Genomic DNA, 24,604 nt, shown 5'->3' with positions numbered 1-24,604 from the left:
GGCCTGCCATCCGTGGCAGAATGGTTCTTTGTGCCGTGACCGGCTCTGCCCCAGGGGAGCCCGCGGACGCGTCAGCGCCGTTCGGCACACTCCCATTCTTGTTCCTTCCTAATCCGTGCATCCGACCTGAGGCGAGTGCAGAGAGAGACGATCATGCAGATCCTCGACGCCGTCGACGCGGCTTCGCTCCGTTCCGACATCCCCGAGTTCTTCCCCGGTGACACCGTCAAGGTGCACGTCAACATCACCGAGGGCAACCGTTCTCGTATCCAGGTCTTCCAGGGCGTCGTCATCGGCCGCCAGGGTGACAGCGTCCGCGAGACCTTCACCGTCCGGAAGATCAGCTTCCAGGTGGGTGTCGAGCGTACTTTCCCCGTGCACTCCCCGGTGATCGACCACATCGAGGTCGTCACCCGCGGTGACGTGCGTCGCGCCAAGCTCTACTACCTGCGCGAGCTCCGCGGCAAGAAGGCGAAGATCAAGGAGAAGCGCGTCAACAACTGACGCGAAGCTTCTTCACAGCACCCCGGGACACGATGTCCCGGGGTGCTTTCGTTCTGTCCCCGGTGTGCGAACCTTGTTACTGCCGTGCGCTCACGGTGCACTCTTCGAGAAGGAACCAGATGACTGACTCTCCGTCCGCACGCCCGACACGACGGCGGCGCGGGTTCCTGGTCTTCCTCCGTGACGTGCTGGTCATCGTCGTCATCGCCGCGCTGGTGTCCTTCGTCATCAAGACGTTCGTGGTCCGATCGTTCTACATCCCATCGGCCTCCATGGAGCGCACGCTGCTGATCGACGACCGCATCCTCGTCGACGAGCTCACCCCGCGCTGGACCGGCTATGAGCGCGGTGACATCGTCGTCTTCAAGGATCCGGGCGGCTGGCTCGACCCGATGCCGCAGACACCTGCACAGCCACCGCTGGTCCAGGCCATCGACTGGGTGCTCACATTTGTCGGCATCTCGGCAACCGACACCCAGGACCATCTGGTCAAGCGGGTGATCGGCGTCGAAGGTGACCATGTGGTGTGCTGCAACGCGCTGGGGCAGATCACGATCAACGGTGCCCCGATCGATGAGCTGAGCTACCTGAACCTCCCCGAGGGCGACACCGCGGCCTCCAACGAACCTTTCGACGTCGTCGTGCCCGAGGACTCCGTGTGGCTCCTCGGCGACAACCGGGACCGCTCCCGCGACGCCCGTGCACACCAGGAGCTGCCCAGCGGCGGTTTCGTCCCGGTGTCCAACATCGTGGGCAAGGCGTTCCTGACGACCTGGCCGCTCGACCGCTTCGGACCGATCGACGGCCACCACGAGATCTTCAACGGAGTGCCGGACCCCGAATGACTGTCATCACGCCTCGACTGACCCTGGAGCGGAAGCTCCTGGGGGAGTGCGACCTGATCATCGCCCTCGACGAGGTCGGTCGCGGGGCGCTGGCCGGGCCGGTGGCCGTCGGGGCGGCGGTGATGGACGCCAAGGGGGCTCGTCGCCGCGTGCCGGAGGGGCTGCGCGACTCGAAGCTCGTCCCCGAGCGCCGGCGCCCCGACGTCGCCGCCCGCGCGGCTGCGTGGGTGCAGGCCTCGGGCGTCGGCTGGGCGACCGCCGCGGAGGTCGACGAGGTCGGGATCATGCGGGCGCTGGGCCTTGCCGCCTCCCGCGCCGTGCTGGCGGTGGTGGCGCAGGGTGCCACGGTCGAGAACGCTCTGATCCTCCTCGACGGCAACCACGACTACGTCTCGCGCGTGCATCCTGGGCCCTTGAACGTTCGGCCGGTCGTCAAAGCGGACCGCGACTGCGCCTCGGTGTCGGCGGCGTCGGTGATCGCGAAGGTCGCCAGGGACGGGTACATGGCCGAGCTCCACGAGGATCATCGCGATTACCAGTGGGACCGCAACAAGGGGTACGCGAGTCCGGAGCACCGGGAGGCCATCCGGTCGTTCGGCCTCTCACCGTTCCACCGTTCGTCGTGGGCGATCGCCGACGCACCGACGCTCTTCTGAGCGGTCGCGGCCGGGATGCCGCGACCGGCGCCCGCCGACCATAGGATGGACTCATCATGGATGAGGAAGCCTTCGACGACTACGACCGTGAGCTCGAGCTCGCGCTGTTCCGCGAGTACCGCGACGTCGTCTCTCAGTTCCAGTACGTCGTGGAGACCGAGCGTCGCTTCTACCTGGCCAACGAGGTCAACGTCGTGCGCCGGGACACCGAGCACGACTTCTACTTCGAGATCTCCATGAGCGATGTGTGGGTGTGGGACATCTACCGTGCGGACCGGTTCGTGAAGGCCGTCCGGGTGCTCACGTTCAAGGACGTGAACGTCGAGGAGCTGCAACGCCGCGAGTTCGAACTGCCACAAGAGCTCTCGCTCGACGGGGAGTGACTCCAGCCGCCGTTCCTGCACAACGGTGACGTTCTCCGCTGTTTCCACAGCGGCCGGGCTGTCTGCTTCGGACCGCGGAGGTCACGGGGTGGCCCCGGGAATCCTGTGGGGATGGCAGCGAAAGACGACCTCGGGCGAGCCGGGGAACAGCAGGCAGCGGACTACCTGACGAAGCGCGGGTATCGCATCGTCGATCGAAACTGGCGGTGTCCACAGGGGGAGCTGGACATCGTCGCCGTCATCGGTCGGCACCTGTCCGTGGTCGAGGTGAAGACGCGGCGGTCGGCGGCCTTCGGGCACCCGTTCGACGCCATCGACGACCGGAAGCGCCGGCGGCTGTGGCAGCTCGCCTTTGCGTGGCGGGCTGCGCATCCGGATCTGGCACGAGGACGGGTGCTGCGGGTGGAGGCGGTCGGCATCGTGGGGGCGGTTCCGGAGACCGCGTCCATCGAGCACCTCGAGGACATCGCGTGAGCACCGCTCGGACGTGGTCGGTGGCCCTCACCGGGGCGGAGGGGCATGTCGTCGAGGTCGAGGCCGACCTCTCGCCGCAGACGCCGGAGTTCCGCATCATCGGCCTCCCCGACAAGTCTCTGGGCGAGGCGGTGCAGCGCGTGCACAACGCCTGCGTGAACTCCGGGCTGTCGCTGCCCCGGCGGCGTCTGACGGTGAACCTCTCGCCGGCGAGTCTGCCCAAGCACGGGTCCGCCTTCGACCTCGCGATCGCGGTCGCCTCCCTCGCCGCGAGCGATATGCTCACTCGTCGTGCCGTGCGGCAGACGGTGCACCTGGGGGAGGTCGGGCTGGATGGCCGTCTGCGGCCCGTCCCCGGTGTGCTTCCCGCGGTCTTCGCCGCTGCACGCGCCGGCTTCGAGCGCGTGATCGTGCCGCACGGCAACGCGACGGAAGCCGGTCTCGTCGCTGGCGTCGAGGTGCGCGCCGCCGCGTCGCTCGCCGAGGTGGCAGTCTGGCACGGGGCCGAGGTGGAGGTGCCGGATGTCGAGCCGGTTCCCGGCCCGCAGCCGCCGGAGGGAGAACCGGACGACCGGGACCTCAGCGATGTCCTCGGACAGGAGGAAGCCGTCGAGGCCCTCATCGTCGCGGCCGCGGGCGGCCACAACATGCTCCTGAGCGGTCCGCCGGGAGCAGGCAAGACGATGCTCGCCGGGCGACTGCCCGGGATCATGCCGCCGCTGACCGAGCAGGAGGCCATCGAGGTCGCGTCCGTGCGCTCCCTCTGCGGCGAGGCCGTGACCGGGCTCGACCACCAGCCTCCGCTGGTCGCTCCGCACCACAGCGCCTCGGTGGCGGCGATGGTCGGAGGCGGGTCGCGGACGGCGCGCCCCGGCGCGGTCGCACGGGCTCATCGGGGCGTGCTCTTCCTCGACGAGTCGAGGAACGCCTAAAGGCGCATAATTGAAGCATGAAGAGAGCAGTCCTCTACGTTCGAGTGTCCCGCACGACCGAGGAGAGCGTCAGCCTCGCCAGGCAGGAGCGCGAGCTCCGGCAGGTCGCGGAGCGCGAGGGGTGGGCGGTCGTCTCGGTGCTGAGCGACGACGGCGTCACCGGGACCAAGGAGCGCGAGAAGGCCGAGGCAGCGCTGGCGATGGTCGCCGAGGGCAGGGCCGACATTCTGATCAGCTGGGAGCTGTCGAGGTGGAGCAGGATGGGCCTGACCGCCGTGGCCAAGCTCGTCGGCGTGCTTCAGGACAGGCCGGACGCACTGCTCGTGTTCCACAAGGAAGGGCTTCGGTCGGACATGCCCGCCTTCGGCATCCTCGCCGCGGTCATCGCCGAGGTCGCGAGGATGGAGAGCGAGGGGACTCGCGACCGGATCAGGTCGATGCGGAGCCACGTGCTCAGCCAGACGGACCCAGACTCGATGCGGTGGCTCGGAGGCTCGCCGCCCTTCTCCTACCGCGCCGTGACGCGACCAGGAGGCGGCAAGGCCCTGGTGCCCGACCCGTTCGAAGTCCCGTACGCCCGGAGGCTGATGGAGGGATTCGCCCGCGGCGACAAGCTCACCGACCTCACGGCGATGCTGAACGCGGAAGGGGTGCCGACGACGATGTCAGCGCTCAGGCGAGCCCGGCAGAAGGGCGAGCCGACAGACGGGCTCAACGGCGGACTCTGGCGCATCACCACCGTGCGGAAGATGCTCCAGAGCCCGACACTGCTCGGCAGGACCACGCAGCGGGTCGAGGTGGGCAGGAGGTCGGACGGCTCGCCAGTGATCGAATACAGGGCCGTCACCGACGCGCAGGGCATCCCGATCACCAGGTGGGAGCCGGTGGTCGACCCAGGCCTCTGGGCGCAGGTCCAGGAGCGGTTCAGGAAGCGAGGGCCGAACGCGCCGCGCAAGGCGGCGTCGTGGCTGTCCGGGCTTCTCTACTGCGGCAAGTGCGGGTCGGTCATGTACGCCAATTCGAGGAAGACGCGGAACGTGGACACGTTCCGATGCGCGAACAAGGCCATTCCCGGTCGGGTATGTCCCGGCGTCTCGATCAGCCGCGGGGGAGTCGAGGACCACGTCGAGGGCGTCATCCTGCGCATGATCGGGAGCCTGAAGGAATACAAGGTCACCGAGCGTGTCGAGGGCACCGCGGACACAGGCGAGCTCGACGGGGTGGCGCAGGCGATCGCGGACGTGCAGGCGGCGCTGGGCCGCGACGGAGCGGACTACGGGGCTCTGCTCCCGCGGCTCGACCAGCTCAAGGAGGAACGGCGGCGCCTGCTGAGCCAGCCGGCCCGGGTGGTCAAGGTGCGCCACGAGACGGGGCGGACCCTGGCCGAGGCGTGGGAGACGGGCGGGATCGCAGAGCGGCGGTTCATCGTGGACGACATGCTCGACAGCATCAACGTGAAGCCGGCCACCGCGAACGGGGCGGCGAGCGTCATCGGTGACCGGCTCGAGTTCGTCTGGATCGAGCACCCGGTCGAGGACGACTAGGAACCCCCGACCAGACCCAGCGGCGACCCCGAGTTGGGGCGGCAGGTTGATCTACATCAGCCAGCCACACCAACAGGGAGTCATCATGGCCGCCAAGAACACCCAGACCGCCGACAACGCACTCGCAGCACTCGCAGCGCTTCGAGACGAGGCGTCGCGGGAGCCGCAGGAGTTCGCGAGCGACGCGGAGCTCGTCGCCTATGTCTCGGACCTCGACAGCATCGTCGAGCTCGTGCGATCCATCAAGAAGGGGCACGCCAAGCGCCTGGCCGTGATCGCGTCGAAGAAGTCACGGGACGCCCGCAAGGAACGCGTGGCCAAGGCGCTGGCGCTGCTCGCAGAGCAGGAGGCGGCGGAGGCTCGCTGAGTTCGGAGCCGACTAGCCGTTCGCGACACGGAGAGCCCCCGGGGATGCCTCGGGGGCTTCGTCGTGTCGGTCCCGGTATTCTCGGAGCCGTGATGACCCCCGACCAACTGTGGCAACAAGGCTGGCTTGGCGTAGTCGTTAACGTCGCTGCGGCGTTGATCGCCGCGGCGCTGCTCTCCATGATCAGCAAGACCGCCCGCGCCAAGTTCTGGCGGCCACTTCGTGACCGCGTCGGAGGTTGGTTGCGTTGGCTCTGGGCGTTCCGCCCGGTCATGACCGCGCGCCAACGAGACGCGTTCAACTTGAAGTTGAAACGGCTGGAACTCGAATCCCAGCGATTCAGAGAGGTGTGCGACCTCCTAGAGGTGTGGCCAGTACGCGATGACAGCACCGTCGTACCCGAGCGCATCGCGACCCTGCGGGATGCCAAGGAGACGGCATGGGCCCACGCGCGCGAGCAGATCGACGCAACGCAATCGCTAGCTCAGCAACAGCTTGCGGACCAGGCCCGACGCGGCGCGGAGCTGGCCGAGACAGCACGAGAGCTCGGCCGCACCGAGGGGCACGCACAAGCGTTGGCCGAGGTCGAGGCCCAGCGTGCCGCACCGCGCCTACAGCCAGTCTGGCGAGTCGTGAGTGTCGGTGAGGGGACCTACGTTCTGAGGAACACGCAGGACGGCATTCTCCCTACAGACGTGCAGCACGTGTCGCTCCAGGTACCTCTCGGCGATTTCGTCTTCCACGGCTCGAACCAGTGGCCAGGGTTCTTCCCGGGTGAGGTGACATTCTCCGGGGAGCTTGTCGGCAACGGGCGACGGTTCGGAGCCAACTTGGTGATTGGATGGCACGACGTCAACGGCGATGAGCGCTTCGGGGAAGTCCTCGTGCAGCACGAACCCCGCCGAGGGGTCATCCTCTAACCCTGCGGATCCACCAGGCTTGATCTGGGCTCCCCGAACCGTGAAAAAGGGTCCTAGCTAGGGCCTGGTGATTCTGAGCCCATACGGGACGACCGGGCAGCGGCCTCCAGGCGGGCCACGGCGACGCCCATCGTGTACTCGGCGTGGCGGAGGGCTCGCTCGGCCAGCTGGACGGCGTCGCGGAGAGCCACCCGACGCGGGTCGGTGACGGCGAAGAGGACCGGATCGGCGGTCGTGTTCTTCGCCCGCTCCGTCGTGTCCTCCCTGGGCACGGGGGAGCGACCGGCCGTCCATTGAGCATCCGCCAGGTCTGGACCATCGATCAGGGCGCGGAGGCGGAGGTAGGCCGCGGCGAAGGGCTCCAGGACGTCGGGCTGGTCGGCGGCGTCAGCCATCAGCGCGCACCGAGGACGGGCGAGGACTGCCAGCCGGGGTCGTCGGACGCACCGCAATTGGAGCACTTGCGGGTGCCATCGCCCCAGATGTCGCGGGGAGAGCCGCAGCGCCAGCACTTCTCGCCACCAAGGTGGTCGCCGGTCGCGTGCGAGACGGGCTTCGGGTCAGCGGTCATTCTCGGCCTCCACGAGCGCGGTGACGAGAGCGGCGTCGTCCGCCGCGGTGATGCCCTGAGCATCGAGAAGAGACGCCACGGCGGTCGAGAGGACCTGGAGCAGGTATACCGGGTTGAACTCGGTCGTGGCCTGTGCGAGGGCCTCGGCGGGGTCCTCGGCGTCGATCAGGGCGACGAGGGTGCGGGTGGCGGTGGGCGGGTCGAGGTTGAGGGTCATGAGTTGGTCTCCTTGATGTGAGGGAACAGGGCGACGATCACGTCGAGCCATTCGGGGTGGTGGGCCTTGAGTCAGGCGGCGGTCATGCGGCGGCCCTCCGGCGCCGAGCGGCGGCCTCGCGGGCGACGAGCCGGCACCCTGGGCACCCAGGGAGATAGGCCCCGCCGGTGGAGTGGACGTGCCCGGCGGGGCGAGGCTTGCGCTGGCCGTAGCCCTTGTTCCGGCGACGGTCCTCGGCGTTGCGCAGGGCGTCGCCGTAGCTGAGGTTCTCGGCGCGGTTGTCCCAGGCCACGTCGTTGCCGTGGCGGACGAGAGGCAGGCTGTCGGGGTTTTCGATGAAGCGGTCGGCGACCAGACGGTGAACCAGGACGTCACGGCCGCCAGGAAGCACGACGGCGACGTGGCCTACGCGATCACGGGGCCGGGGCGTGAGGACGCCACGGGGAGAGCGGACCCTACCGAGAGAGGAGACCCAGTAGCCGGGAGCACCGGGGATGCTGGCCCACACCTCGCCTGGGCGGCGGTCGATCCGATTAGGCATGCTGGCTCGCCTCCCGGGCGCGGCGACGGCGAGCGCGGTTCCGTTCGCGGTTGTGTTCGCGCACGGTCTCGATGCGCGCCTCGATGACCTCGGCGTGCCAGGGGGACGGGGCGTCAGCGAGCAGGGCGTAGAGAGCGTGGAGGCCGGTCGGCAGGCTGTTCCGGTAGGCAGCACGGGCGCGGCGGTCCCGCTTCTCGAAGTACCACGCCCTGCGCTCAGCAGGAGTGGGCTCTGGGTACTGAGCGGCGGTCATGACAGCACCCCCAGGGCGACGAACACGAGGGACAGGGAGAAGCCGGCGGGGACGATGTGGTCCCGGATGATGCGGCGAATGATGTTGGACGACATGGCAGTGCCTTTCTGGGTACTGAAAAAGCCCCGCCAGTCCCGCCGCTGCCACGACGAGACCAGCGGGGCTGGTCAAAGTGGCGACCCGTAGAGCGTTGGCAGACGCGGGTCGCGAGCGTCACTAGCTACAGTGACGCGGGTTCAGAGGGCCGGGAGCTGAGTTGAATCAACCCCTGGGAAGGTCATGGACTCAGCGGCCCAGTCGGGCGCGATCCTCAGGAGAGAGCTGGGCGACGGCGGCCTCGTAGCGGGCCTTCCGGCGCTCGCGGGTGCGGCGCTGGGACTCGGCACGGGCGGCCTTACCGCGGGGAGTCGCGTAGTAGGCCTTCGTGCGCTCGTTGTGGTGAGGGCGACAGTAGGCCGTGCGGTTGTCCGCGCTGGCGCGGTTGTGGCCGAAAGCAGTGATCGGCAGCTCCGCCTTGCAGGCCGGACACCACTTGGTGAACTTGAGGATTGGGTCAGTCATCGGGACTCCTAGGGATCGTGGTGCACACCTATACCGCGTGCGTGCGTGCGGGATGGGGTGGCTAGCCCAGACACACACTCTGGATTGCCGGGACTATTCGGTTGGGCCGTCCATCCACAGGATTCGGCCCCCACTACCCGGGGGTGGGGCTAGAGCTCCTCGCTCAGCTCGCCGAGACCAGCACTGAAGTGCATGCTGGAACCCTTGACCTGGTTGCAGCGCAGGTGGCTCGACACCACGTTCCCGGGGTCGTGCGCGAGCTCCGGGAACCGAGAGAGTGGTCGAAGGTGGTCGGCGCTGAACGAGGCCGGGTCAGGCCACTGAAGTTCGTAGTCGATGGGCTGACCACAGTGGAAGCAGGGCAGTCGCTTCGCTCGCTGGGTCTTCTTGATCTGTTGCCACTGCGCGGAGGACCGACCATCGCGGGACTTCGGCATCATCACACTCCGGGAGATAGTCGGGAATCGGCGCAGTCGCGACAGAGAGCGCCAAGCGGGGGCGTATGCCAAGCTCGTGACATGACACCGGCAGAAATCGTCACGACCGTGCTTTCGGGCCTGGCGTTCGTGATGTCAGTAGTGGCCTTGGGGTGGCAGATTCGGCAAGCGAAGGCCGACCGCCCGTGGGTCCACGTCACCGGCGTAGTGGGCTGCACCGTGATGCAGAACGACTACAGCACGGCGTGCTGGTCATTCGATATCAGCGTCGCGAACACCGGCAGCGAGGCCATCACGATCGATGAGGTCTGCTGGATCATCGAGATGCAGCACGGCGGAACCGTGAGGGTCAAGAGCTCAGTGGTGACCGAACACATGCCCATCCGGCTGGAAGGCAAGGATTCGCGGTCGTGGACCTACGAGATTTCGCTCCAGGGATCGTGGTGGGACGGATTGACGGGCAGGCCGTCCGCGGTGATCGTCCAGCGGCCCTCGCGCTGGCGCAAGAGTAGTCAGAGCGTTCAGAGGACACTGCTTGGAAGGCCGCAGGTGCTTCTGATTCCGGAGGCGTGGAAGCCCCTGATCAAGGTGAACAGGCTGAGCTAACGACGAGGGGTGCCCGAGCTCGTACAGCTGACGCAGCTACCCGGGCACCCGAGTGGCCAGGCACCCGGTGAAGGATGCCTGGCCGGCTGGTTACCTACCAGCAGAGGTTCGGGTTACTCCCCGGCGAGGTCCACCAGCGCGAGCGCGGAGGGCTGGAACACCGAGAAGTCGAAGCGGCCCTCGGTGCGAGCCTTGACCGTGTTGTTGTCGAACCCTGCGTAGGGGTTCCACTCGGTCTCCAGCCCGACCTTGTCGGTGTCGATCGCGACAGCCGAGCGGTCGAGCACGAGCGCGGAGCCCGCGGCGACGCCCTCGGTAACCGAGACCACCTGACGACCCCAGAGGCGCGGAGCCTCTTCGGTCGCGCCCACACCGTTCGACACGTCGAAGGTGCCACCCGCGTTGCGCGTGGTCACGATGTCGAAGTAGTCGGCGGAGTTGAGCACGATCAGGTCGGCGGAGAACCCGAGGTCCTCGACCGCCTGGATGCCCTTGCGGACCGAGACGATCGGCTCAGCCGCAGCCGAGACGGTCTGGATGCCCGAGGTCGCGAGGAACGCAGCCACAGCCGCAGCCTGGACCTTGGTGCCGACCATGTAGACCAGCTCCTGACCGACGAAGCGCTGCAGGGCAGCACTGTCGCGGATCAGGTACTTGTCGACTGGTTCGGACAGCGTCGCGAAGACGCGGAGCTGGCCGTCGACGTCGGTCACCGTCACGGTGCTCGTCGGCTTGGTCGCGCCCACGGCCACCTCAGCGGCAGCGTTGGTCCGGACGCTCTGGCGCAGGTACTTCCACGACGGGGTGTCGTGCTGGATGACCGGCAGGGCCGACATCAGCGCGAGACCGCCACCGCCCATGCGGACGATGTTCGGCGCGAGGGTGACCTGGGTGGTCACCGTGCCTCCGGCGACAAGCGCCTTCTGCTCGGTGGCCTGGTCGGCCATCGTGCGGGCCATCGACTTGATGCCCGCAGGCGACAGGTCGAGGAAGCCGGACTTGGCCTCGGTCGCAGCAACCGACTTGGCGCCGCCGAAGCCGTCGCTGACGTCCTCGACGCCCTGGAGGCCGCTGTTGAGGCGGTCGATCACCGCAGCGTTCGACTCACCGCGGGCGATAGCCGCCTTGAGCTGGATGATGCGGTCGGCGTCCTGCTCCATCTGCTCTACCTCAGTGGTCGAGAGCTGGCGGCCGGATGCCTTGACGCTCAGGACGAGCGCGTTGTTCTTCTGCTGCAGGGCAGCAAGTTCGGACTTGATGTCCATGTTGACTCCAATGGGGTAGTCACTAGGTGCGCCGTATCTGGCGCGGTAGTGCCTACCGACTGCGGTCCTTCGCGGACCCCATTGCATGTCCTCCTGGACTGGGGCTGGCGGGACGGCTAACCGGTGACCGTGGTCGGTGCTCTGGCCTCCTGGCCCTCGGCACCGCGGTCGCGGCGGAGTGCGTCGCAGGTTTCCTCCGGCTGATCTGGCCGGGTGGACTGCTGCGGCTTACCCGCTTGCGCGGGGAGTAGGTGGGGCCGCTCTACGCGAGGTAGGCGGCCAGCTTGGCGCGGGCGTCCTCGATGTGGACGGGGCGCTCGGCCTCGCGGGCTGCGCGAGCCTCCCGGGCACGGCGCTCAGCCGGGTTGCCGACAGCGCCCTCGCCGTACTTCTCGCGGGAACGCACGTCCTTGCGGGCCTGGCGGAGGTCCGCCCAGGTCGTGCGACCCGTCCTGACAGCGTGCTCGTCGTGGAGCTGGCTGGCGAGAGAGTCGAAGACGGTCGGGTCGTTCTGGGGGCGGCGGCGGTTGCGGCGGGGCATCGGGCTCCTGAGGTCGAGAGGTCACACGAAAGAGCCCCCTGGACCGGTGGAGGTCAGGGGGCTGAGATGGTGGGGAGGCGGGCGGCGTCTAGCTTTTCCGGCCTCCACGATTCATATACCACATTGAGGGCGGGCGGCCCGTGGGGGGGCGGGGCGGGCGGCGTCTAGCTTTTCCGGCCTCCACGATTCATATACCACATTGAGGGGACGGAGCAGGCTGGGGGCTGGGGCTACTCCGGGACGCGGAGTCCCCAGAAGCCGCGCACGCCGTTCCGCTTGTGAGGCCGGAAGCCACGGCGCTCCAGGTCGCGGTACAGCGCGCGAGCCGAGTGGCCGGGGTCAGCCGCGTCAGCCGCGGCATGCAAGGCGGCCCGGGGCGACCAGGCGTGAGGGTCGAGCTCGAAGACGGCGGGGAGGCCGGAAGCGTCGGGCTCGGCGCGCGGGCCCTCGGGGTCGGGGGTGCTGAGGCGGCGGACCTTGCGGCCAGCCTCGTGGTCGGGGGTGATCGGCCGCACCTCGGGCATCTTGGGAACCAGGTCGCCGGGCTGCTGGACAACGCGGAAGTCGGGGTTGCCGTTGATCCGGATGATTCGGGCGATCCGGTCCTCGGGGACGCCCACAGCCACCATCCAGGCGATCGGCGGGCGGTCGGACTTCGAGGACTGGCACCGGTCGCAGGCGGGGAACAAGTTCGTGGCCTCGTCAGAGCCGCCGGCCTGGCGGGGCCAGAGGTGGTCCACGGTGAGCCCGGCACCTGCACCGCAGTAGACGCAGGACCAGTGCCGCTTCGGACCCCAGCGCTTCTCGGCAAGGGCGGTCAGCTCGGCTGACCTGGCTGGATCGAGCAAGGCGACCTCCTTCGGTCGAGTGGCGAAACGGGGCCCAGGGTAGAAAGGGCAACTAGGGCAAGAGTTTCCATTAACCCCTAAAGGGCGAGCCGTTTTGGAAACATATAGAAAGCGTGCCCCCGTTCTTGCCCTTTCTACCCTGAAGGGGCCCGATGCCTTGGAAACACTGGCATTGGGGCCAGTTCGAAACTACCCTAGAAGCTGCCCTGAATGCTGTCCAGGGCACCTTTTGTGGCCTCGGAGGTCTCCGAGAGCACGTTTAGGGCCCCGAAACTGAAGCTCAGGAGCCTCCGAAAGCCGTCGGGAGACTCCCGGGGAGGCTTTGAAACCTACCCTGACACCTGCCCTGGATGCTGTTCCAGGGCAGTTTCGCCAGGGTGAGAGCGGGTCCAACCTGCCCTGAACGGAGGGCTAGGGCAGGTTGACGTGGGGCAACGTGTACGCCTTTTGGTGTTCTCCGACGAAGCGGCCGAGTTCCCCCGGGTGGCCTTGGACGCGCTCCGTCAGCCACTCGAGACCGGCTTCGTCGACGTGCATCGATCCGGCTTCGTCGTGCGGTTCCCGGCGCGGTTCCAGCTGCTCCTGGCGATGAACCCGTGTCCGTGCGGGAACCGGGGGGTGCGTGACGGCGACTGCATCTGCCCACCGCAGGCGCTGCGACGCTACGCGACTCGCCTCTCCGGGCCATTACGCGATCGTCTCGACATCGATCTGCCGGTCTCGCGTGTCGCCGCCTCACGCTCGCTCGCGGGGGAGCGCTCCGGGGTGACCACCGTCGAGGCCCGGCGCCGCGTCGGCGAGGCGCGCGCTCGAGCGGAGCGGCGATGGCGTGGCACGCCCTGGCGACGCAATGCGGAGGTTCCCGGGACCCTGCTCCGGCACGGCGGATTCCGCCTCCCGCCAGACGCGCGGGCCGGTCTCGATCGGGCACTGGAACGAGGGGCGTTGACGCTCCGCGGATACGACCGCGTCCTCCGGGTGGCCTGGACCATGGCCGACCTCGCCGGACTCGACCTCCCCGGAACGGACGAGATCGGCCGCGCGCTCCTTCTGCGGACGGGGGTGGCGCGGTGATCGACGAACTCGTCTCTCAGCAGGATGCGCTCGACGCCGCTCGGAGACTGCGCGGCACCGACGACGTGGCGGAGGCGCTCGCACGTGTCGCCTGGTCCGTCATCGCCGATCCCGGGGACGCCGTCGCCGCGACCCTCGTGCGCGAGTTCGGACCGGCCGACGGCATGCGTTTCGCTCTCGACGCGCGGGGACGGTCATGGCCGATGGTCCGCGCCGCGGGCGCACGACGGGCGCTCGACGAGGCGCGGGTGCGGTGGCGACAGCGTGCCGATCCGGCGGCTGTGATCGATGCCCTCCGGCGGGCGCAGACGGCGGGCGCCCATCTGCTCCTTCCGGGAGATCCCGACTGGCCGCTCGCCGTCGACGATCTCGATACGGAGGCTCCGGTGGTGCTGTGGGCGCGCGGGCGCCCGGAGCTCCTGACCAGCGCGGCACGCGTCGCCATCGTGGGCGCCAGGGCGGCCACCGCCTACGGGGAGCGCGTCGCCGCCGACCTCTCCGGCGACCTGGCCGCCGCGGGGACGGCTGTCGTGTCGGGCGGCGCCTACGGCATCGACGGGGCAGCCCACCGCGCCGCGTTGACTGTCGGTGGGGGGACGATCGCGGTTCTCGCCGGAGGCGTGGACCGCCCGTACCCCGCCGGGCACCGCAACCTTCTCACGCGGATCGCGGTCGACGGGGTCGTGGTCAGCGAGGTGCCCTGCGGGACGGCGCCGACCCGGTGGCGCTTCCTCGCCCGCAACCGACTGATCGCGGCACTGGGGCAGGCGACGGTGGTCGTCGAGGCCGGGTGGCGCAGTGGCTCCCTCAACACGGCGGGGCACGCGGCAACGCTCGGCAGGCCACTCGGCGCGGTGCCCGGTCCCGTCACCTCCGCCTCGTCGGCCGGCTGTCATCGGTTGCTCCGCGAGTACGACGCGGTGTGCGTCACCTCCGCGGCGGAGGTGGCGGAGATGCTCCCGACCGACGCGCGGTCGCCGCATGCACACGATGCCACGGAGGAGGGGCGGGTCCTGCTCCTCCGTGCCCTGAGCACCCGGACCGCTCGGACGGAGGCGGAGCTCGCGCAACGCGCGGATCTCACCGTCGAGCGGACCAGGGCACTGCTCGGCCTCCTCGATCTCGACGGCCTTGCGCGGCGGGACGGGGACGGCTGGCGCGGGATCGGCGCGGCACGGACGTCATAGGACGGCTCGCGGCGGGGCGCGCGGCTCGGGGGGCGGGGGCGGGCCAGGGTGGAGGTATGGACTTCGCGGTCGCTGTCGAGGCGTTCGCCGACCACCTGGAGAAGGTGCGCCGGCTGTCGCCCGCGACCGTGAAGGCGTATCGCTCCGACCTGCGGGACCTCGGGGCGAGCGTGGCGGGCGGTCCGGTGGACCGGATCGACCTGGAGATGCTGCGTGAATGGCTGTGGCAGGCGACCCAGCGCGGCGACGCGCGAGCGACCCTGGCCCGACGTGCGGCCACCGCGCGAGCGTTCTTCGGCTGGGCGCGCGAGCAGGACATCATCCCCATCGACCCGAGTCTTCGGCTCGTGGCGCCGAAACGGGCCAAGACGCTGCCGACCGTGGCATCGAAGGACGCGATGTCCGAGCTGTTGGAACGCCATCGGCAGGCCGCATCCTCGGGCGAGCCCGTCGCCCTCCGTGACCACGCCGTCCTGGAGCTTCTCTACGGCTCCGCGGTCCGCGTCTCCGAGCTCTGCGGTCTCGACATCGACGACCTCGATCTCGACCGCGGGACGGCTCTTGTGCGGGGCAAGGGCGACAAGGAGCGCGTCGTGCCATTCGGTGCCCCGGCCAGGGATGCACTCGGTGCGTACCTGCGCCGCGCTCGCCCGGCGCTCCTCAGCAGGGCCGCGGGTGCCTCGCCTGCCGTCTTCCTCGGAAGCCGCGGCGCCCGGCTGGGACCGCGGACGGTCTACGAGGTGGTCGCCCGTGCGCTCGCACCCGTCGTCGGCGCGGAGACCGTCGGGCCGCACGCCCTCCGCCACACGGCGGCGACGCATCTGCTCGACGGCGGCGCCGACCTGCGCGCCGTGCAGGAGATCCTGGGGCACGCGAGCCTCGGCACGACGCAGATCTATACGCATGTCTCGGCGGAGCGGCTGACGGCGACGTACCGGCTGGCGCATCCTCGCGCCTGAGCGGCTGCCCGCTCGGTCGGAGATCAGGTCCCGCAGCAGGGCAGGAGACGGGCCCGCAGGACCGCGCCGAACAGCAGCATCGGGTTGATGTACTCCCCATCGCGCCGCACACCGACATGCAGCGCGCCAGGAGCCGTGTGCCCACCTGTGGAGACCCGACCGATCTCCTGACCCCGGCTGACCGTGTCGCCCGCCCGGAGCGAAGATTCCAGCGGCTCGAACGAGCTCACCAGGCCGTCTGCGTGTCGGATGGTCAGCACGGGACGATCGACGACCACGCCCTGGAACGCGACCACTCCGTCCGCCGGAGCGCCGACAGCGGTACCGACGGCGGCGGTGACGTCCATGCCCCGGTGCCCGGGACCGTAGGCGTGCGCCGGTGCGCGATACGCGGCGCTCACATGGCGACCACCGTCGACGGGCCATCGCCATGCACCCTCCGAGGCGGAACTGTCGGCCGGGGACGGGCCGGAGCGGGGTGCCGTCGCTGTGTGTACGGATGCAGGGGCGGGGAGTGGCGCGCCGCCGCCGCCCAGAAGCACGAGACAGGCGAGCGCCGCCGTGATCGCGACGCGAGCGGCACGAGACGAGTGTGAACGGACAAGGTGAGGGGAACCGGAGGGAGAAGCCATGCGGTGAGTGTGCGCCGGGGGCGATCGCGCGGACCGGACGCCCGGGGGAAGAACCCTGTAGCGGGGGAGAAGGGCGAGGATCGCGCTCCTGTGCAGGACGAGCCGGCGGCGCATGATCCTGTATGCTGGACGAGCACCTCGAACTCGGGGTGACTACGCGTGCCCAGAGCGACTCCGTCGTGGCATCCACTCCCGCAGGTCCCGTTCTCCGAACGGGTGGGCGTGAGCCGGGCACCAGGATGTCCGACCGTCCGGTCGGCATGACAACCTCAACGGCGCTCCGCGCCAGAATCAGGAGACGACCATGGCTGTGGTCACCATCCGCCAGCTGCTCGACAGCGGCGTGCACTTCGGACACCAGACCCGTCGGTGGAACCCGAAGGTGAAGCGCTTCATCCTCACCGAGCGCAGCGGCATCCACATCATCGACCTCCAGCAGTCGCTCGGCTACATCGACAAGGCGTACGACTTCGTCAAGGAGACCGTGGCGCACGGCGGCACGATCCTCTTCGTCGGCACCAAGAAGCAGGCGCAGGAGATCCTCGCGGAGCAGGCCACGCGCGTCGGCCAGCCCTACGTGAACCAGCGCTGGCTCGGCGGCCTCCTCACCAACTTCTCCACCATCGCGAAGCGTCTCGCCCGCATGAAGGAGCTCGAGGAGCTCGACTACGAGAACCCCTCCGCCTCCGGCTTCACGAAGAAGGAGCTGCTGCTCAAGAAGCGCGAGCTGGACAAGCTCCACAAGTCGCTCGGCGGTATCCGCAACCTCACCAAGACGCCGTCCGCCCTCTGGGTGGTCGACGCCAAGCGTGAGCACCTCGCCATCGACGAGGCCAAGAAGCTCGGCATCCCGGTGATCGGCATCCTCGACACCAACGCCGACCCGGACGACTTCCAGTACCCGATCCCCGGCAACGACGACGCCATCCGTTCGGTGTCGCTGCTGACGCGCATCATCGCCGACGCCGCCGCCGAGGGCCTGCAGCAGAAGCACAACCCGGAGTCGGGCGACGCCGAGCCGCTGGCCGAGTGGGAGAAGGAGCTCCTCGAGGCTCCCGTCCAGAAGTCCGCTGACGCCGCCGAGGTCGTGACCGCCGACGACGTGACCGCCGACGACGAGGCCGCTGTCGTCGAGACCCCTGCCGCCGACGCCACCGCCGCCGACGAGGCCGGTGCCGAGGCGCACGACGAGGCGATCGCCGCCGCTTCCGGTGAGGAGACCGCCGAGGTCGCCGCCGCCGAGGCCGCAGACGCCAAGTAATCCCTCGTACACCCACACAACGAAGCAAGGAGCCACCACACATGGCCAACTTCACCATCGCCGACCTCAAGGCGCTGCGTGAGCAGCTCGGCACGGGAATGGTCGACACCAAGAAGGCACTCGAGGAGGCCGACGGCGACGTCGAGAAGGCCACCGAGATCCTGCGCCTGAAGGGTGCGAAGGGCAACGCCAAGCGCGCCGACCGTTCGACCAGCGAGGGCCTCGTCGTCGCTCGCGAGCAGGACGGCGCCGTGACGCTCGTCGAGCTCGCCTGCGAGACCGACTTCGTCGCGAAGAACGAGCGCTTCATCGCGCTGGCCGACAAGGTCGCCGACGCCGTCGCCGCCGTGAAGGCCGACTCGGTCGAGGCCGCTCTTGCCGCTCCGGCGGGCGACAAGACCGTCGAGCAGCTCATCTCGGAAGAGGCCGCCATCATCGGCGAGAAGGTCGAGCTCCGTCGCGTGCGCACCGTCACCGGTGACAGCGTCGAGGTCTACCTGCACCGCACGAGCAAGGACCTGCCGCCGCAGATCGGTGTCGTCGTCGCCTACACGGGTGACGACGCCGAGACTGCGCGCAGCATCGCCCAGCACATCTCGTTCGCCAACCCGTCGTACCTGTCCCGCGAGGACGTGCCGGCGGATGCGGTCGAGAAGGAGCGCGAGATCGTCACCGAGATCTCCCGCAACGAGGGCAAGCCCGAGGCCGCTCTGCCGAAGATCGTCGAGGGCCGTGTCTCCGCGTTCATCAAGCAGGTCGCCCTGCTCGAGCAGGACTACGCGAAGGACAACAAGCTCTCCGTCGCCCAGGTGGCGAAGGACGCCGGTATCACCGTGACGGACTTCGCGCGCTTCAAGGTCGGCGCGTAGCACTGTCGAAGGGGTTCGGATCGCTCGATCCGAACCCCTTCTTCATGCCCACCAGGCACTATCTTGAATCGGGACGAGAGGACATCCCCCATGACTGAACGCACCGGACGCCGTCGCGTCCTCCTCAAGCTCTCCGGAGAGGCGTTCGGCGCCGGGCAGCTCGGCGTCAACCCCGACGTGGTCAGCCAGATGGCGCGCGAGATCGCCGCTGCGGTCGACCGGGTCGAGGTGGCGGTCGTCGTCGGCGGCGGCAACTTCTTCCGCGGGGCCGAACTCAGCCAGCGGGGCATGGACCGGGGGCGGGCCGACTACATGGGCATGCTCGGCACCGTGATGAACGCGCTCGCGCTGCAGGACTTCCTGGAGCAGGCGGGCGCGGCGACGCGCGTGCAGTCGGCGATCTCGATGACCCAGGTCGCCGAGCCCTACATCCCGCGTCGCGCGGAGCGGCACATGGAGAAGGGCCGCGTGGTCATCTTCGGTGCCGGTGCGGGCCTGCCGTACTTCTCCACCGACACGGTCGCCGCGCAGCGCGCACTGGAGATCGGTGCGCAGGAGGTCCTCGTCGCCAAGAACGGCGTCGACGCGATCTACACCGCCGACCCGAACAAGCACGCCGACGCCGAGCGCATCGAGCGCGTGACCTACCGCGATGCGCTCCAGCAGGGCCTCAAGGTCGTCGACTCGACGGCGTTCAGCCTGTGCATGGACAACAACATGGACATGCGCGTCTTCGGCATGGAGCCGGCGGGCAACGTCACCCGCGCTCTCCTGGGCGAGCCCATCGGCACGCTCGTCACCGCCTGAGCGCCTGCACGGGACGGGGGCCCGCTCCCGATAGAATTTCCAGAACACCCCGACGATAGGAGCCACCGTGATCGCGGACGTCCTCGCTGAAACCACCACCCGCATGTCCCGGGCCGTCGAGGCTGCCAAGGAGGACTTCTCCACGGTGCGCACGGGTCGTGCGAACCCGCAGCTCTTCCAGAAGGTGCTGGTCGACTACTACGGCACGCCGACGCCGCTCGCTCAGCTCGCGTCGCTCGCGAACCAGGAGGCGCGCACGCTCATCATCACGCCGTACGACAAGTCGGCGCTGAAGGCGATCGAGCAGGCCATCCGCGACATGCCGAACCTCGGCGCGAACCCGACGAACGACGGCAACCTCGTGCGCGTCACGATGCCGGAGCTCACGGCGGAGCGCCGTAAGGAGTACGTCAAGCTCGTGAAGTCGAAGGCGGAGGACGCCAAGGTCCACGTCCGCGGCATCCGCCGGAAGGCGAAGGACGAGCTCGACGGGCTGAAGAGCGAGCTCGGCGAGGACGAGATCTCCCGTGGTGAGAAGGAACTCGACGCGCTGACCCGTCAGCACGTCGACCTCATCGACGACGCGCTGAAGCGCAAAGAGGCAGAACTCCTCGAGGTGTAGTCCGCATGTCCGACGAATCGCGAGGCACCGACGAGGGCGCTCCGGTGGCGCGGCCGGAGGTCGGCCCCGACGGCGGCGTGCCGCTCGGCGACGCGGCCTTCCCGGCCTTCGACGCCGACCGCGTGCCCCCGCGACCGCCGCTTCCGGCGACGCCGGGTGCAGCGCCGGTGACCGCCGACCGGCTGGACACCGCGGATCACAATGCGATCCGCGAGCAGTGGCGCCAGGCGCGGGACGAGTTCGGCACGCACGTGTCGCATGCGCGGGATCAGCTCGACCAGGCGAACGAACGCATCAAGCAGCGCACCGGACGTGACCTCGTCCTCGCGATCCTGATCGGCCTCGCCTTCGGTGCGGCGCTCCTCGGCTCGCTGCTCTTCATCAAGGCGCTGTTCGTCCCGTTCGCGTTGGCCGCGGCGCTCCTCGGCGTCTACGAGCTCTCGCGCGCGCTGCGCGCCGCCGGGCGTCGCGTCGACGTGATCCCGCAGTTGATAGCGGCGACCTTCCTCGTGCTCTCCGCGTACTTCGCGGAGCCCTGGCTGAGCTGGGTCATGCTGTTCGTCTCCGTGGCGTTCGTCATCGTCTGGCGCCTGCTCGCCCAGATGGTCGCGAAGGATGGGCGCACGTACGGCGATGTGCTCACCGACGCCGTGATCGGCGGGTTCGTGCAGGTGTACGTGCCGTTCCTCGCGGGTGTGGCCCTCATCCTGCTCGAGCAGGAGGGTGGCCAGTGGTGGGTGCTCAGCTTCATCGCGATCGCCGTGGCGGCCGACACCGGCGCTTACGCCGCGGGGCTCGCGTTCGGGCGACACCCGATGGCGCCGCGGATCAGCCCCAAGAAGACCTGGGAGGGCTTCGGCGGTGCGGTGGTGGCGTCGCTCGCGGCGGGCGTCCTCCTGGCGATGTTCCTGCTCGACCTGCCCTGGTGGGGCGGTGTGATCTTCGGGGCCGCGATCCTGCTGTCCGCCACGCTCGGAGACCTCGGCGAGTCGATGCTGAAGCGGGATCTCGGGATCAAGGACATGAGCTCCTGGCTCCCCGGGCACGGTGGGCTCCTCGATCGGCTGGACAGCATCCTGCCGTCGACCGTCCCGGCCCTCTGCCTGTACTTCCTCCTCTCTCCCTGGTTGGTGCTGTGATGAACGACAGTGGTGCTGTGATGAACGACGACCGTCGCGAGGTCGCCACGCAACGCGCGGCCACGCCGGCCTTCGCGCTCACGACCGGACGCACGAAGGGGTACCACCGTGCGGCGGTGGACGGATTCCTCGCCTCGGCGCGGCGGGCGTTCGAGAGCGGCGCTGACGATCTCACGGCCGATGACGTCCGCACCGTCTCCTTCCCCCTCGTCAAGGAGGGGTACGTGGTGGCTGACGTCGACGCGGCCCTCGGACGGGTCGAGGACGCTTTCGCCGCCCGAGAGCGGGAACGCGCCGTGCGGTCTCTCGGAGCGGGCGCCTGGGTGGAGCAGGCCAGAGCCGACGCGCAGGTCATCCTGGACCATCTGGCGCGTCCGCGTCGCCACCGGTTCGCCCGTACCGGCTTCCTCACGTTCGGGTACCGCGTCGACGAGGTCGACCACGTCACCTCCCGGATCGTCCGCTACCTGCGGGACGGCGACGCGCTGTCCGCTGAGCAGCTGCGGTCCGCAGCGTTCCGCATGCAGCGTGGCGGCTACCGCGAGGAGCAGGTCGACGCGCTCCTGGATGCCACCATCGACGTGATCCTGGCGGTCCGCTGAGCCGTCTGATGGCCTCTTCAGGCAGGTATGCGTAAACTGTCCTCCATCGTGAACTCCCGAAACGACATGATTCCCGAACGAAGCGACGCCGTGCTGGTACCCGCAGCCACGGCTGCATCAGCCTCCCGCGGCACGCGCCGCTGGTCGCGCCGCCGCGGTGTCGTGGGCGTCTTCAGCTCGCTCGCGGTCGTCGCATTCGCGGCCGCGATGGTCGCGCCCACCGGCGTCGCGCTCGCTCAGCCCGTCGCCACGGAGGCCCCGGACTCCGTGTATGCGGTGGCCCTGGCGGACACCCAGAACCTCACGGTCACGGTGGAGGGCGCGGCGATCACTCCCGTCGAGCGCGGCTCCTTCGACGTCTACGTCAAACCCAAGCCGAAGCCCAAGCCGAAGCCGGCCCCGGTGACCACCTCCTCGTCGTCGTCCGAGGGCTCGCAGGGCGGGTCGTCCGGGGGCGGCGGACTCCCGCCGTACAGCGGCGGAGGCGCACCTGCGGAGTGGATGGCGGCCGCCGGGATCGCGCAGGGCGACTGGCAGTACGTCGACTACATCGTCTCGCGGGAGAGCGGCTGGAACCCCAACGCGACGAACTCCTCCTCCGGTGCCTGCGGCCTCGTCCAGGCCCTGCCCTGCAGCAAGGTGCCGGGGAACGGCTACAACCCGGTCGACAACCTCCGCTGGGCGACCGGATACGCCACGGGTCGCTACGGCAGCTGGGCCGGCGCGTACAACTTCTGGGTCACCAACCACTGGTGGTGAGCCGGCACCATGCCCCGCTCACGCCGACGTCCTTCCGCGCGCCCTGAGGGCGAGGACTCGTTCGACCGTCTCCTCGCCGGCTGGAAGCGCACCGAGGTCCGCCGGGGCGTGGAGTGGACGGTGCAGCCCGTCTCCGCGCTCCAGGCGCAGAAGGCGTACATCTGCCCGGGCTGCGGACGATCCGTCGAACCGGGTACCTCCCATCTCGTGGCCTGGCGCGCCGACGGCGTGCTCGGCGATGCCGCAGCCCTGGCTGACCGCAGACACTGGCACAACCACTGTTGGAGGATCGCATGACCATGGAGATCCGGGGACCGCTGGAGCTCCCGGCGCGCCGCGAGGACATCGAGCTGCACACCGCGGACGGCCTGACGCTCGTCGGCGAGCTCGCGACGCCGGAAGCCGCAGTCCCGGTGGCGACGCTGGTCACGCTGCACCCGTTGCCGACCGCCGGTGGCTTCATGGATTCGCACATCATCCGCAAGGCGTCCGCGCGTCTTCCCGCCCTGGCCGATCTCGCGGTGCTGCGGTTCAACACCCGTGGCACCACCTCGCCGCGCGGCACCAGTGAGGGGACGTTCGACGGCGGCGCTGCAGAGCAGTTCGACGTCGCGGCCGCCATGGACGTCGTCCGCGACCGCGCGCTGCCGCGCCCCTGGCTCGTCGGGTGGTCGTTCGGGACGGAACTCGCCCTCAAGTACGGTGCCGACCACGACATCGAGGGCATCATCCTCCTCTCGCCGCCGCTGCACCGCGCGACGGCGGAGGAGGTCGCCGCCTGGGGGGAGACCGGCCACCGCGTGGTCATCCTCGTGCCCGAGTTCGACGACTACCTGCGCCCGGCGGAAGCGCGGGAGCGCTTCGCGACGATCCCGCAGGCGCAGCTGATCGCCGTGGAAGGGGGCAAGCACCTGTGGGTGGGAGAGACGCAGACGCGCCGGGTGCTCACCGAGATCGTCGCCGCCGTCAATCCGTCGGCGCTGCCGCTGCCGACCCACTGGCCGGCAGCGGACTGACGGCGAGGCCCGCCCCGGTCACCGCTCGTTCATGCGCGGGATGAGCACCTGCCGGTAGAGGATCAGGATGCTGGCCGCCACGGGAATCGCGATGAGCGCCCCGAGCAGGCCCAGCAGGCTTCCTCCCGCGAGGGCTGCCACCACGACGACGGCGCCGGGCACGGAGACGGCGCGGCTCATGATGCGCGGCGAGATCACGTACGCCTCGATCTGCATGTAGATCAGGTAGTAGATCGCCGCCGCGAGAGCCGTGCCGGGGGAGCCGAGGCCCGGGATGAGGCAGACGAGGACGATGATCGTCGAGCCGGTCAGGGTGCCCACCAGCGGGATGAGCGAGAAGAAGAACGCGACGACCGCGAGAACGGCGGGGAACGGCGCGTCGATGATCGTCAGGTAGATCGCGCTGAGGACGCCGTTGATGACGCCCTGGCTGACCTGGCCCATGACGTAGTAGCCGACCGAGTCGGTGATCTGCTCGGAGAGATCGATGAAGCGATCCCGCTTGGACGCCGGGACGAGCTGGTACACCGCGCGCTTGAGCGACGGTGTCGAGGCCGTGAGATAGATGGTCAGGATGAGGACGATGAAGGCGCCGAACACGCCGCTGAGCACGGCGCCGCTGGCGATCAGCACGCCCTGACCGATAGACCCGCCGATCTCCGCGAGATTGGTCGTCAGCCAGTCCTCCACATACGCGAAGACGTCGTCGACGAGGAGGTTCGGGAATGTCTCCTGGATCCAGCTCCTCAGATCCTCGATCGCGGTTCCCCGTTGCACGATCGCCGTGATCTGGGCGATGAGCTGCGAGATCTGGTCGACCAGCACGGGCAGCACGATGAGGATGATCCCGACGAAGACGGCCAGCACGGCGACGATCGTCACGAGGACCGCGAGCCAGCGGGGCAGGCGTCGACGTTCGAGGAACGTGACGAGTGGGTCGAGGCCGAGGCTGAGGAAGAGGGCGGTGCCGATGTAGAGCAGCACGGTCGACAGCGTCTGGACGCTGCTGATCAGGACGATCCCGAGCCCCACGCCGAGTGTCGCCACGAGGGCGGTGCGGAACGGGTTGTGGATCTTCATGCAGACTCCTCGGTACGGCTGCAGCAAGGCTACCCATGCCGCGGCTCGACGCGCCGCCGACGTGCCGGACGACGGACGAGGGAGGGCCCTCGTGGTCAACACACAGGTGGGTTCGCTAGTCTGAAATGTCGA

At 69.1% G+C, this 24,604-nt stretch carries 33 protein-coding genes; 22 read left to right on the top strand and 11 right to left on the bottom strand.

Annotated features, from left to right (window positions below):
- Positions 1 to 153 precede the first annotated feature (153 nt).
- The 9 genes from rplS (at position 154) to ACIGJI_RS01985 (ending at position 6,625) form a co-directional block, all read left to right on the top strand.
- On the top strand, positions 154 to 504 hold the full coding sequence (gene rplS / locus ACIGJI_RS02025) for a 50S ribosomal protein L19 (RefSeq protein WP_025103348.1): 351 nt from the start codon (positions 154 to 156) through the stop codon (positions 502 to 504).
- 119 nt (positions 505 to 623) lie between these two features.
- On the top strand, positions 624 to 1,349 hold the full coding sequence (gene lepB / locus ACIGJI_RS02020) for a signal peptidase I (protein ID WP_187663992.1): 726 nt from the start codon (positions 624 to 626) through the stop codon (positions 1,347 to 1,349).
- Positions 1,346 to 2,005: a ribonuclease HII gene (locus ACIGJI_RS02015; RefSeq protein WP_363444161.1), complete on the top strand. Its 660-nt coding sequence runs from the start codon at positions 1,346 to 1,348 to the stop codon at positions 2,003 to 2,005. Before lepB ends, ACIGJI_RS02015 begins: the two co-directional genes overlap by 4 nt.
- A gap of 56 nt (positions 2,006 to 2,061) precedes the next feature.
- Positions 2,062 to 2,388, top strand: a complete 327-nt coding sequence (locus ACIGJI_RS02010) for a DUF2469 family protein (protein WP_017204525.1) — start codon at positions 2,062 to 2,064, stop codon at positions 2,386 to 2,388.
- Between the two features lie 111 nt (positions 2,389 to 2,499).
- Positions 2,500 to 2,862, top strand: a complete 363-nt coding sequence (locus ACIGJI_RS02005; RefSeq protein ID WP_363444158.1) for a YraN family protein — start codon at positions 2,500 to 2,502, stop codon at positions 2,860 to 2,862.
- Positions 2,859 to 3,794, top strand: a complete 936-nt coding sequence (locus tag ACIGJI_RS02000) for an ATP-binding protein (RefSeq protein WP_363444156.1) — start codon at positions 2,859 to 2,861, stop codon at positions 3,792 to 3,794. Before ACIGJI_RS02005 ends, ACIGJI_RS02000 begins: the two co-directional genes overlap by 4 nt.
- 17 nt (positions 3,795 to 3,811) lie before the next feature.
- A complete protein-coding gene (locus ACIGJI_RS01995) occupies positions 3,812 to 5,338 on the top strand; it encodes a recombinase family protein (RefSeq protein ID WP_363444153.1) in 1,527 nt (508 codons plus the stop codon).
- Between the two features lie 85 nt (positions 5,339 to 5,423).
- Positions 5,424 to 5,705, top strand: coding sequence for a hypothetical protein (locus ACIGJI_RS01990; protein ID WP_363444150.1), 282 nt, complete (start codon positions 5,424 to 5,426; stop codon positions 5,703 to 5,705).
- Positions 5,706 to 5,794: 89 nt separating this feature from the next.
- Entirely contained in the window at positions 5,795 to 6,625 is an 831-nt protein-coding gene (locus ACIGJI_RS01985; protein ID WP_363444147.1) for a hypothetical protein, read from the top strand.
- A gap of 53 nt (positions 6,626 to 6,678) precedes the next feature.
- Here the strand turns inward: ACIGJI_RS01985 and ACIGJI_RS01980 are convergent, their stop codons facing one another.
- The 6 genes from ACIGJI_RS01980 to ACIGJI_RS01955 all read right to left on the bottom strand — a co-directional run bounded on the left by ACIGJI_RS01980 (position 6,679) and on the right by ACIGJI_RS01955 (position 9,205).
- Positions 6,679 to 7,020 carry a hypothetical protein gene (locus tag ACIGJI_RS01980; protein WP_363444144.1) on the bottom strand — a complete coding sequence of 114 codons (342 nt, stop codon included), beginning with the start codon at positions 7,018 to 7,020 and terminating at the stop codon, positions 6,679 to 6,681.
- Positions 7,021 to 7,185: 165 nt separating this feature from the next.
- Positions 7,186 to 7,413, bottom strand: coding sequence for a hypothetical protein (locus tag ACIGJI_RS01975; RefSeq protein WP_363444141.1), 228 nt, complete (start codon positions 7,411 to 7,413; stop codon positions 7,186 to 7,188).
- Positions 7,414 to 7,495: 82 nt separating this feature from the next.
- Positions 7,496 to 7,954, bottom strand: a complete 459-nt coding sequence (locus tag ACIGJI_RS01970; RefSeq protein ID WP_363444138.1) for an NUMOD4 domain-containing protein — start codon at positions 7,952 to 7,954, stop codon at positions 7,496 to 7,498.
- Positions 7,947 to 8,207: a hypothetical protein gene (locus tag ACIGJI_RS01965; protein ID WP_363444135.1), complete on the bottom strand. Its 261-nt coding sequence runs from the start codon at positions 8,205 to 8,207 to the stop codon at positions 7,947 to 7,949. Before ACIGJI_RS01965 ends, ACIGJI_RS01970 begins: the two co-directional genes overlap by 8 nt.
- Positions 8,208 to 8,492: 285 nt before the next feature.
- Positions 8,493 to 8,768 carry a hypothetical protein gene (locus ACIGJI_RS01960; protein WP_363444132.1) on the bottom strand — a complete coding sequence of 92 codons (276 nt, stop codon included), beginning with the start codon at positions 8,766 to 8,768 and terminating at the stop codon, positions 8,493 to 8,495.
- A gap of 149 nt (positions 8,769 to 8,917) precedes the next feature.
- Positions 8,918 to 9,205, bottom strand: a complete 288-nt coding sequence (locus ACIGJI_RS01955; protein ID WP_366243935.1) for an HNH endonuclease — start codon at positions 9,203 to 9,205, stop codon at positions 8,918 to 8,920.
- 81 nt (positions 9,206 to 9,286) lie between these two features.
- Here ACIGJI_RS01955 and ACIGJI_RS01950 point away from each other — a divergent pair, with 81 nt between their 5' ends.
- Positions 9,287 to 9,811 (top strand): hypothetical protein, encoded by a 525-nt coding sequence (locus tag ACIGJI_RS01950; protein ID WP_363444126.1) that lies wholly within the window; start codon positions 9,287 to 9,289, stop codon positions 9,809 to 9,811.
- 113 nt (positions 9,812 to 9,924) lie between these two features.
- Here ACIGJI_RS01950 and ACIGJI_RS01945 read toward each other — a convergent pair whose 3' ends face one another.
- From ACIGJI_RS01945 to ACIGJI_RS01935, 3 genes are all read right to left on the bottom strand, one after another.
- Entirely contained in the window at positions 9,925 to 11,076 is a 1,152-nt protein-coding gene (locus ACIGJI_RS01945) for a phage major capsid protein (protein ID WP_363444123.1), read from the bottom strand.
- 262 nt (positions 11,077 to 11,338) lie between these two features.
- Positions 11,339 to 11,617 carry a hypothetical protein gene (locus tag ACIGJI_RS01940; RefSeq protein WP_363444120.1) on the bottom strand — a complete coding sequence of 93 codons (279 nt, stop codon included), beginning with the start codon at positions 11,615 to 11,617 and terminating at the stop codon, positions 11,339 to 11,341.
- 230 nt (positions 11,618 to 11,847) lie between these two features.
- Complete coding sequence (locus tag ACIGJI_RS01935) at positions 11,848 to 12,465, bottom strand: HNH endonuclease signature motif containing protein (RefSeq protein WP_363444117.1); 618 nt, start codon at positions 12,463 to 12,465, stop codon at positions 11,848 to 11,850.
- 450 nt (positions 12,466 to 12,915) lie between these two features.
- On the opposite strand from ACIGJI_RS01935, the gene ACIGJI_RS01930 reads away from it, so the two are divergent.
- From ACIGJI_RS01930 to ACIGJI_RS01920, 3 genes are read left to right on the top strand one after another with little or no spacing between them, the layout of a single operon-like run.
- Positions 12,916 to 13,539, top strand: coding sequence for an ATP-binding protein (locus tag ACIGJI_RS01930; RefSeq protein ID WP_363444114.1), 624 nt, complete (start codon positions 12,916 to 12,918; stop codon positions 13,537 to 13,539).
- Positions 13,536 to 14,726 (top strand): DNA-processing protein DprA, encoded by a 1,191-nt coding sequence (gene dprA / locus ACIGJI_RS01925; RefSeq protein ID WP_363444111.1) that lies wholly within the window; start codon positions 13,536 to 13,538, stop codon positions 14,724 to 14,726. The genes ACIGJI_RS01930 and dprA overlap by 4 nt, the downstream gene beginning before the upstream one ends.
- Positions 14,727 to 14,782: 56 nt before the next feature.
- A complete protein-coding gene (locus ACIGJI_RS01920; RefSeq protein ID WP_280567136.1) occupies positions 14,783 to 15,685 on the top strand; it encodes a tyrosine-type recombinase/integrase in 903 nt (300 codons plus the stop codon).
- 23 nt (positions 15,686 to 15,708) lie between these two features.
- Here ACIGJI_RS01920 and ACIGJI_RS01915 read toward each other — a convergent pair whose 3' ends face one another.
- Positions 15,709 to 16,086: a murein hydrolase activator EnvC gene (locus ACIGJI_RS01915; protein WP_268776367.1), complete on the bottom strand. Its 378-nt coding sequence runs from the start codon at positions 16,084 to 16,086 to the stop codon at positions 15,709 to 15,711.
- Between the two features lie 535 nt (positions 16,087 to 16,621).
- Between ACIGJI_RS01915 and rpsB the strand changes: the two genes are divergently transcribed.
- The 9 genes from rpsB (at position 16,622) to ACIGJI_RS01870 (ending at position 23,392) form a co-directional block, all read left to right on the top strand.
- On the top strand, positions 16,622 to 17,578 hold the full coding sequence (rpsB, locus tag ACIGJI_RS01910) for a 30S ribosomal protein S2 (protein WP_363444106.1): 957 nt from the start codon (positions 16,622 to 16,624) through the stop codon (positions 17,576 to 17,578).
- A 41-nt stretch (positions 17,579 to 17,619) separates the two neighbouring features.
- On the top strand, positions 17,620 to 18,447 hold the full coding sequence (tsf, locus tag ACIGJI_RS01905; RefSeq protein WP_187664000.1) for a translation elongation factor Ts: 828 nt from the start codon (positions 17,620 to 17,622) through the stop codon (positions 18,445 to 18,447).
- Between the two features lie 90 nt (positions 18,448 to 18,537).
- On the top strand, positions 18,538 to 19,254 hold the full coding sequence (gene pyrH, locus ACIGJI_RS01900; RefSeq protein WP_025103358.1) for a UMP kinase: 717 nt from the start codon (positions 18,538 to 18,540) through the stop codon (positions 19,252 to 19,254).
- Between the two features lie 67 nt (positions 19,255 to 19,321).
- Positions 19,322 to 19,876, top strand: coding sequence for a ribosome recycling factor (gene frr, locus ACIGJI_RS01895; RefSeq protein ID WP_187664001.1), 555 nt, complete (start codon positions 19,322 to 19,324; stop codon positions 19,874 to 19,876).
- Between the two features lie 5 nt (positions 19,877 to 19,881).
- Positions 19,882 to 21,015, top strand: coding sequence for a phosphatidate cytidylyltransferase (locus ACIGJI_RS01890; RefSeq protein WP_187664002.1), 1,134 nt, complete (start codon positions 19,882 to 19,884; stop codon positions 21,013 to 21,015).
- 20 nt (positions 21,016 to 21,035) lie between these two features.
- Positions 21,036 to 21,617 (top strand): DivIVA domain-containing protein, encoded by a 582-nt coding sequence (locus ACIGJI_RS01885; RefSeq protein WP_187664144.1) that lies wholly within the window; start codon positions 21,036 to 21,038, stop codon positions 21,615 to 21,617.
- Positions 21,618 to 21,683: 66 nt separating this feature from the next.
- Positions 21,684 to 22,376, top strand: a complete 693-nt coding sequence (locus ACIGJI_RS01880; RefSeq protein ID WP_187664003.1) for a transglycosylase SLT domain-containing protein — start codon at positions 21,684 to 21,686, stop codon at positions 22,374 to 22,376.
- Between the two features lie 9 nt (positions 22,377 to 22,385).
- Positions 22,386 to 22,673, top strand: a complete 288-nt coding sequence (locus tag ACIGJI_RS01875) for a hypothetical protein (RefSeq protein WP_363444102.1) — start codon at positions 22,386 to 22,388, stop codon at positions 22,671 to 22,673.
- Positions 22,674 to 22,675: 2 nt separating this feature from the next.
- Positions 22,676 to 23,392: an alpha/beta fold hydrolase gene (locus tag ACIGJI_RS01870; protein ID WP_315637164.1), complete on the top strand. Its 717-nt coding sequence runs from the start codon at positions 22,676 to 22,678 to the stop codon at positions 23,390 to 23,392.
- Between the two features lie 18 nt (positions 23,393 to 23,410).
- On the opposite strand, the gene ACIGJI_RS01865 is transcribed toward ACIGJI_RS01870, so the two are convergent.
- Entirely contained in the window at positions 23,411 to 24,472 is a 1,062-nt protein-coding gene (locus ACIGJI_RS01865) for an AI-2E family transporter (RefSeq protein WP_060922797.1), read from the bottom strand.
- Positions 24,473 to 24,604 lie beyond the last annotated feature (132 nt).

It is taken from the genome of Microbacterium sp. NPDC064978, from assembly GCF_044543605.1.
GTDB lineage: Bacteria > Actinomycetota > Actinomycetes > Actinomycetales > Microbacteriaceae > Microbacterium > Microbacterium meiriae.
Note: the sequence above shows the minus strand (reverse complement) of the source record. Positions and strands in the feature narration are given on the sequence as shown.

Coding starts and splice junctions, on each gene's coding strand:
- rplS (WP_025103348.1), top strand. CDS start 154: ATGCAGATCCTCGACGCCGTCGACGCGGCTTCGCTCCGTTCCGACATC.
- lepB (WP_187663992.1), top strand. CDS start 624: ATGACTGACTCTCCGTCCGCACGCCCGACACGACGGCGGCGCGGGTTC.
- ACIGJI_RS02015 (WP_363444161.1), top strand. CDS start 1,346: ATGACTGTCATCACGCCTCGACTGACCCTGGAGCGGAAGCTCCTGGGG.
- ACIGJI_RS02010 (WP_017204525.1), top strand. CDS start 2,062: ATGGATGAGGAAGCCTTCGACGACTACGACCGTGAGCTCGAGCTCGCG.
- ACIGJI_RS02005 (WP_363444158.1), top strand. CDS start 2,500: ATGGCAGCGAAAGACGACCTCGGGCGAGCCGGGGAACAGCAGGCAGCG.
- ACIGJI_RS01995 (WP_363444153.1), top strand. CDS start 3,812: ATGAAGAGAGCAGTCCTCTACGTTCGAGTGTCCCGCACGACCGAGGAG.
- ACIGJI_RS01990 (WP_363444150.1), top strand. CDS start 5,424: ATGGCCGCCAAGAACACCCAGACCGCCGACAACGCACTCGCAGCACTC.
- ACIGJI_RS01980 (WP_363444144.1), bottom strand. CDS start 7,020: ATGGCTGACGCCGCCGACCAGCCCGACGTCCTGGAGCCCTTCGCCGCG.
- ACIGJI_RS01975 (WP_363444141.1), bottom strand. CDS start 7,413: ATGACCCTCAACCTCGACCCGCCCACCGCCACCCGCACCCTCGTCGCC.
- ACIGJI_RS01970 (WP_363444138.1), bottom strand. CDS start 7,954: ATGCCTAATCGGATCGACCGCCGCCCAGGCGAGGTGTGGGCCAGCATC.
- ACIGJI_RS01965 (WP_363444135.1), bottom strand. CDS start 8,207: ATGACCGCCGCTCAGTACCCAGAGCCCACTCCTGCTGAGCGCAGGGCG.
- ACIGJI_RS01960 (WP_363444132.1), bottom strand. CDS start 8,768: ATGACTGACCCAATCCTCAAGTTCACCAAGTGGTGTCCGGCCTGCAAG.
- ACIGJI_RS01955 (WP_366243935.1), bottom strand. CDS start 9,205: ATGCCGAAGTCCCGCGATGGTCGGTCCTCCGCGCAGTGGCAACAGATC.
- ACIGJI_RS01950 (WP_363444126.1), top strand. CDS start 9,287: ATGACACCGGCAGAAATCGTCACGACCGTGCTTTCGGGCCTGGCGTTC.
- ACIGJI_RS01945 (WP_363444123.1), bottom strand. CDS start 11,076: ATGGACATCAAGTCCGAACTTGCTGCCCTGCAGCAGAAGAACAACGCG.
- ACIGJI_RS01940 (WP_363444120.1), bottom strand. CDS start 11,617: ATGCCCCGCCGCAACCGCCGCCGCCCCCAGAACGACCCGACCGTCTTC.
- ACIGJI_RS01920 (WP_280567136.1), top strand. CDS start 14,783: ATGGACTTCGCGGTCGCTGTCGAGGCGTTCGCCGACCACCTGGAGAAG.
- rpsB (WP_363444106.1), top strand. CDS start 16,622: ATGGCTGTGGTCACCATCCGCCAGCTGCTCGACAGCGGCGTGCACTTC.
- tsf (WP_187664000.1), top strand. CDS start 17,620: ATGGCCAACTTCACCATCGCCGACCTCAAGGCGCTGCGTGAGCAGCTC.
- pyrH (WP_025103358.1), top strand. CDS start 18,538: ATGACTGAACGCACCGGACGCCGTCGCGTCCTCCTCAAGCTCTCCGGA.
- ACIGJI_RS01890 (WP_187664002.1), top strand. CDS start 19,882: ATGTCCGACGAATCGCGAGGCACCGACGAGGGCGCTCCGGTGGCGCGG.
- ACIGJI_RS01885 (WP_187664144.1), top strand. CDS start 21,036: ATGAACGACGACCGTCGCGAGGTCGCCACGCAACGCGCGGCCACGCCG.
- ACIGJI_RS01880 (WP_187664003.1), top strand. CDS start 21,684: ATGATTCCCGAACGAAGCGACGCCGTGCTGGTACCCGCAGCCACGGCT.
- ACIGJI_RS01875 (WP_363444102.1), top strand. CDS start 22,386: ATGCCCCGCTCACGCCGACGTCCTTCCGCGCGCCCTGAGGGCGAGGAC.
- ACIGJI_RS01870 (WP_315637164.1), top strand. CDS start 22,676: ATGGAGATCCGGGGACCGCTGGAGCTCCCGGCGCGCCGCGAGGACATC.
- ACIGJI_RS01865 (WP_060922797.1), bottom strand. CDS start 24,472: ATGAAGATCCACAACCCGTTCCGCACCGCCCTCGTGGCGACACTCGGC.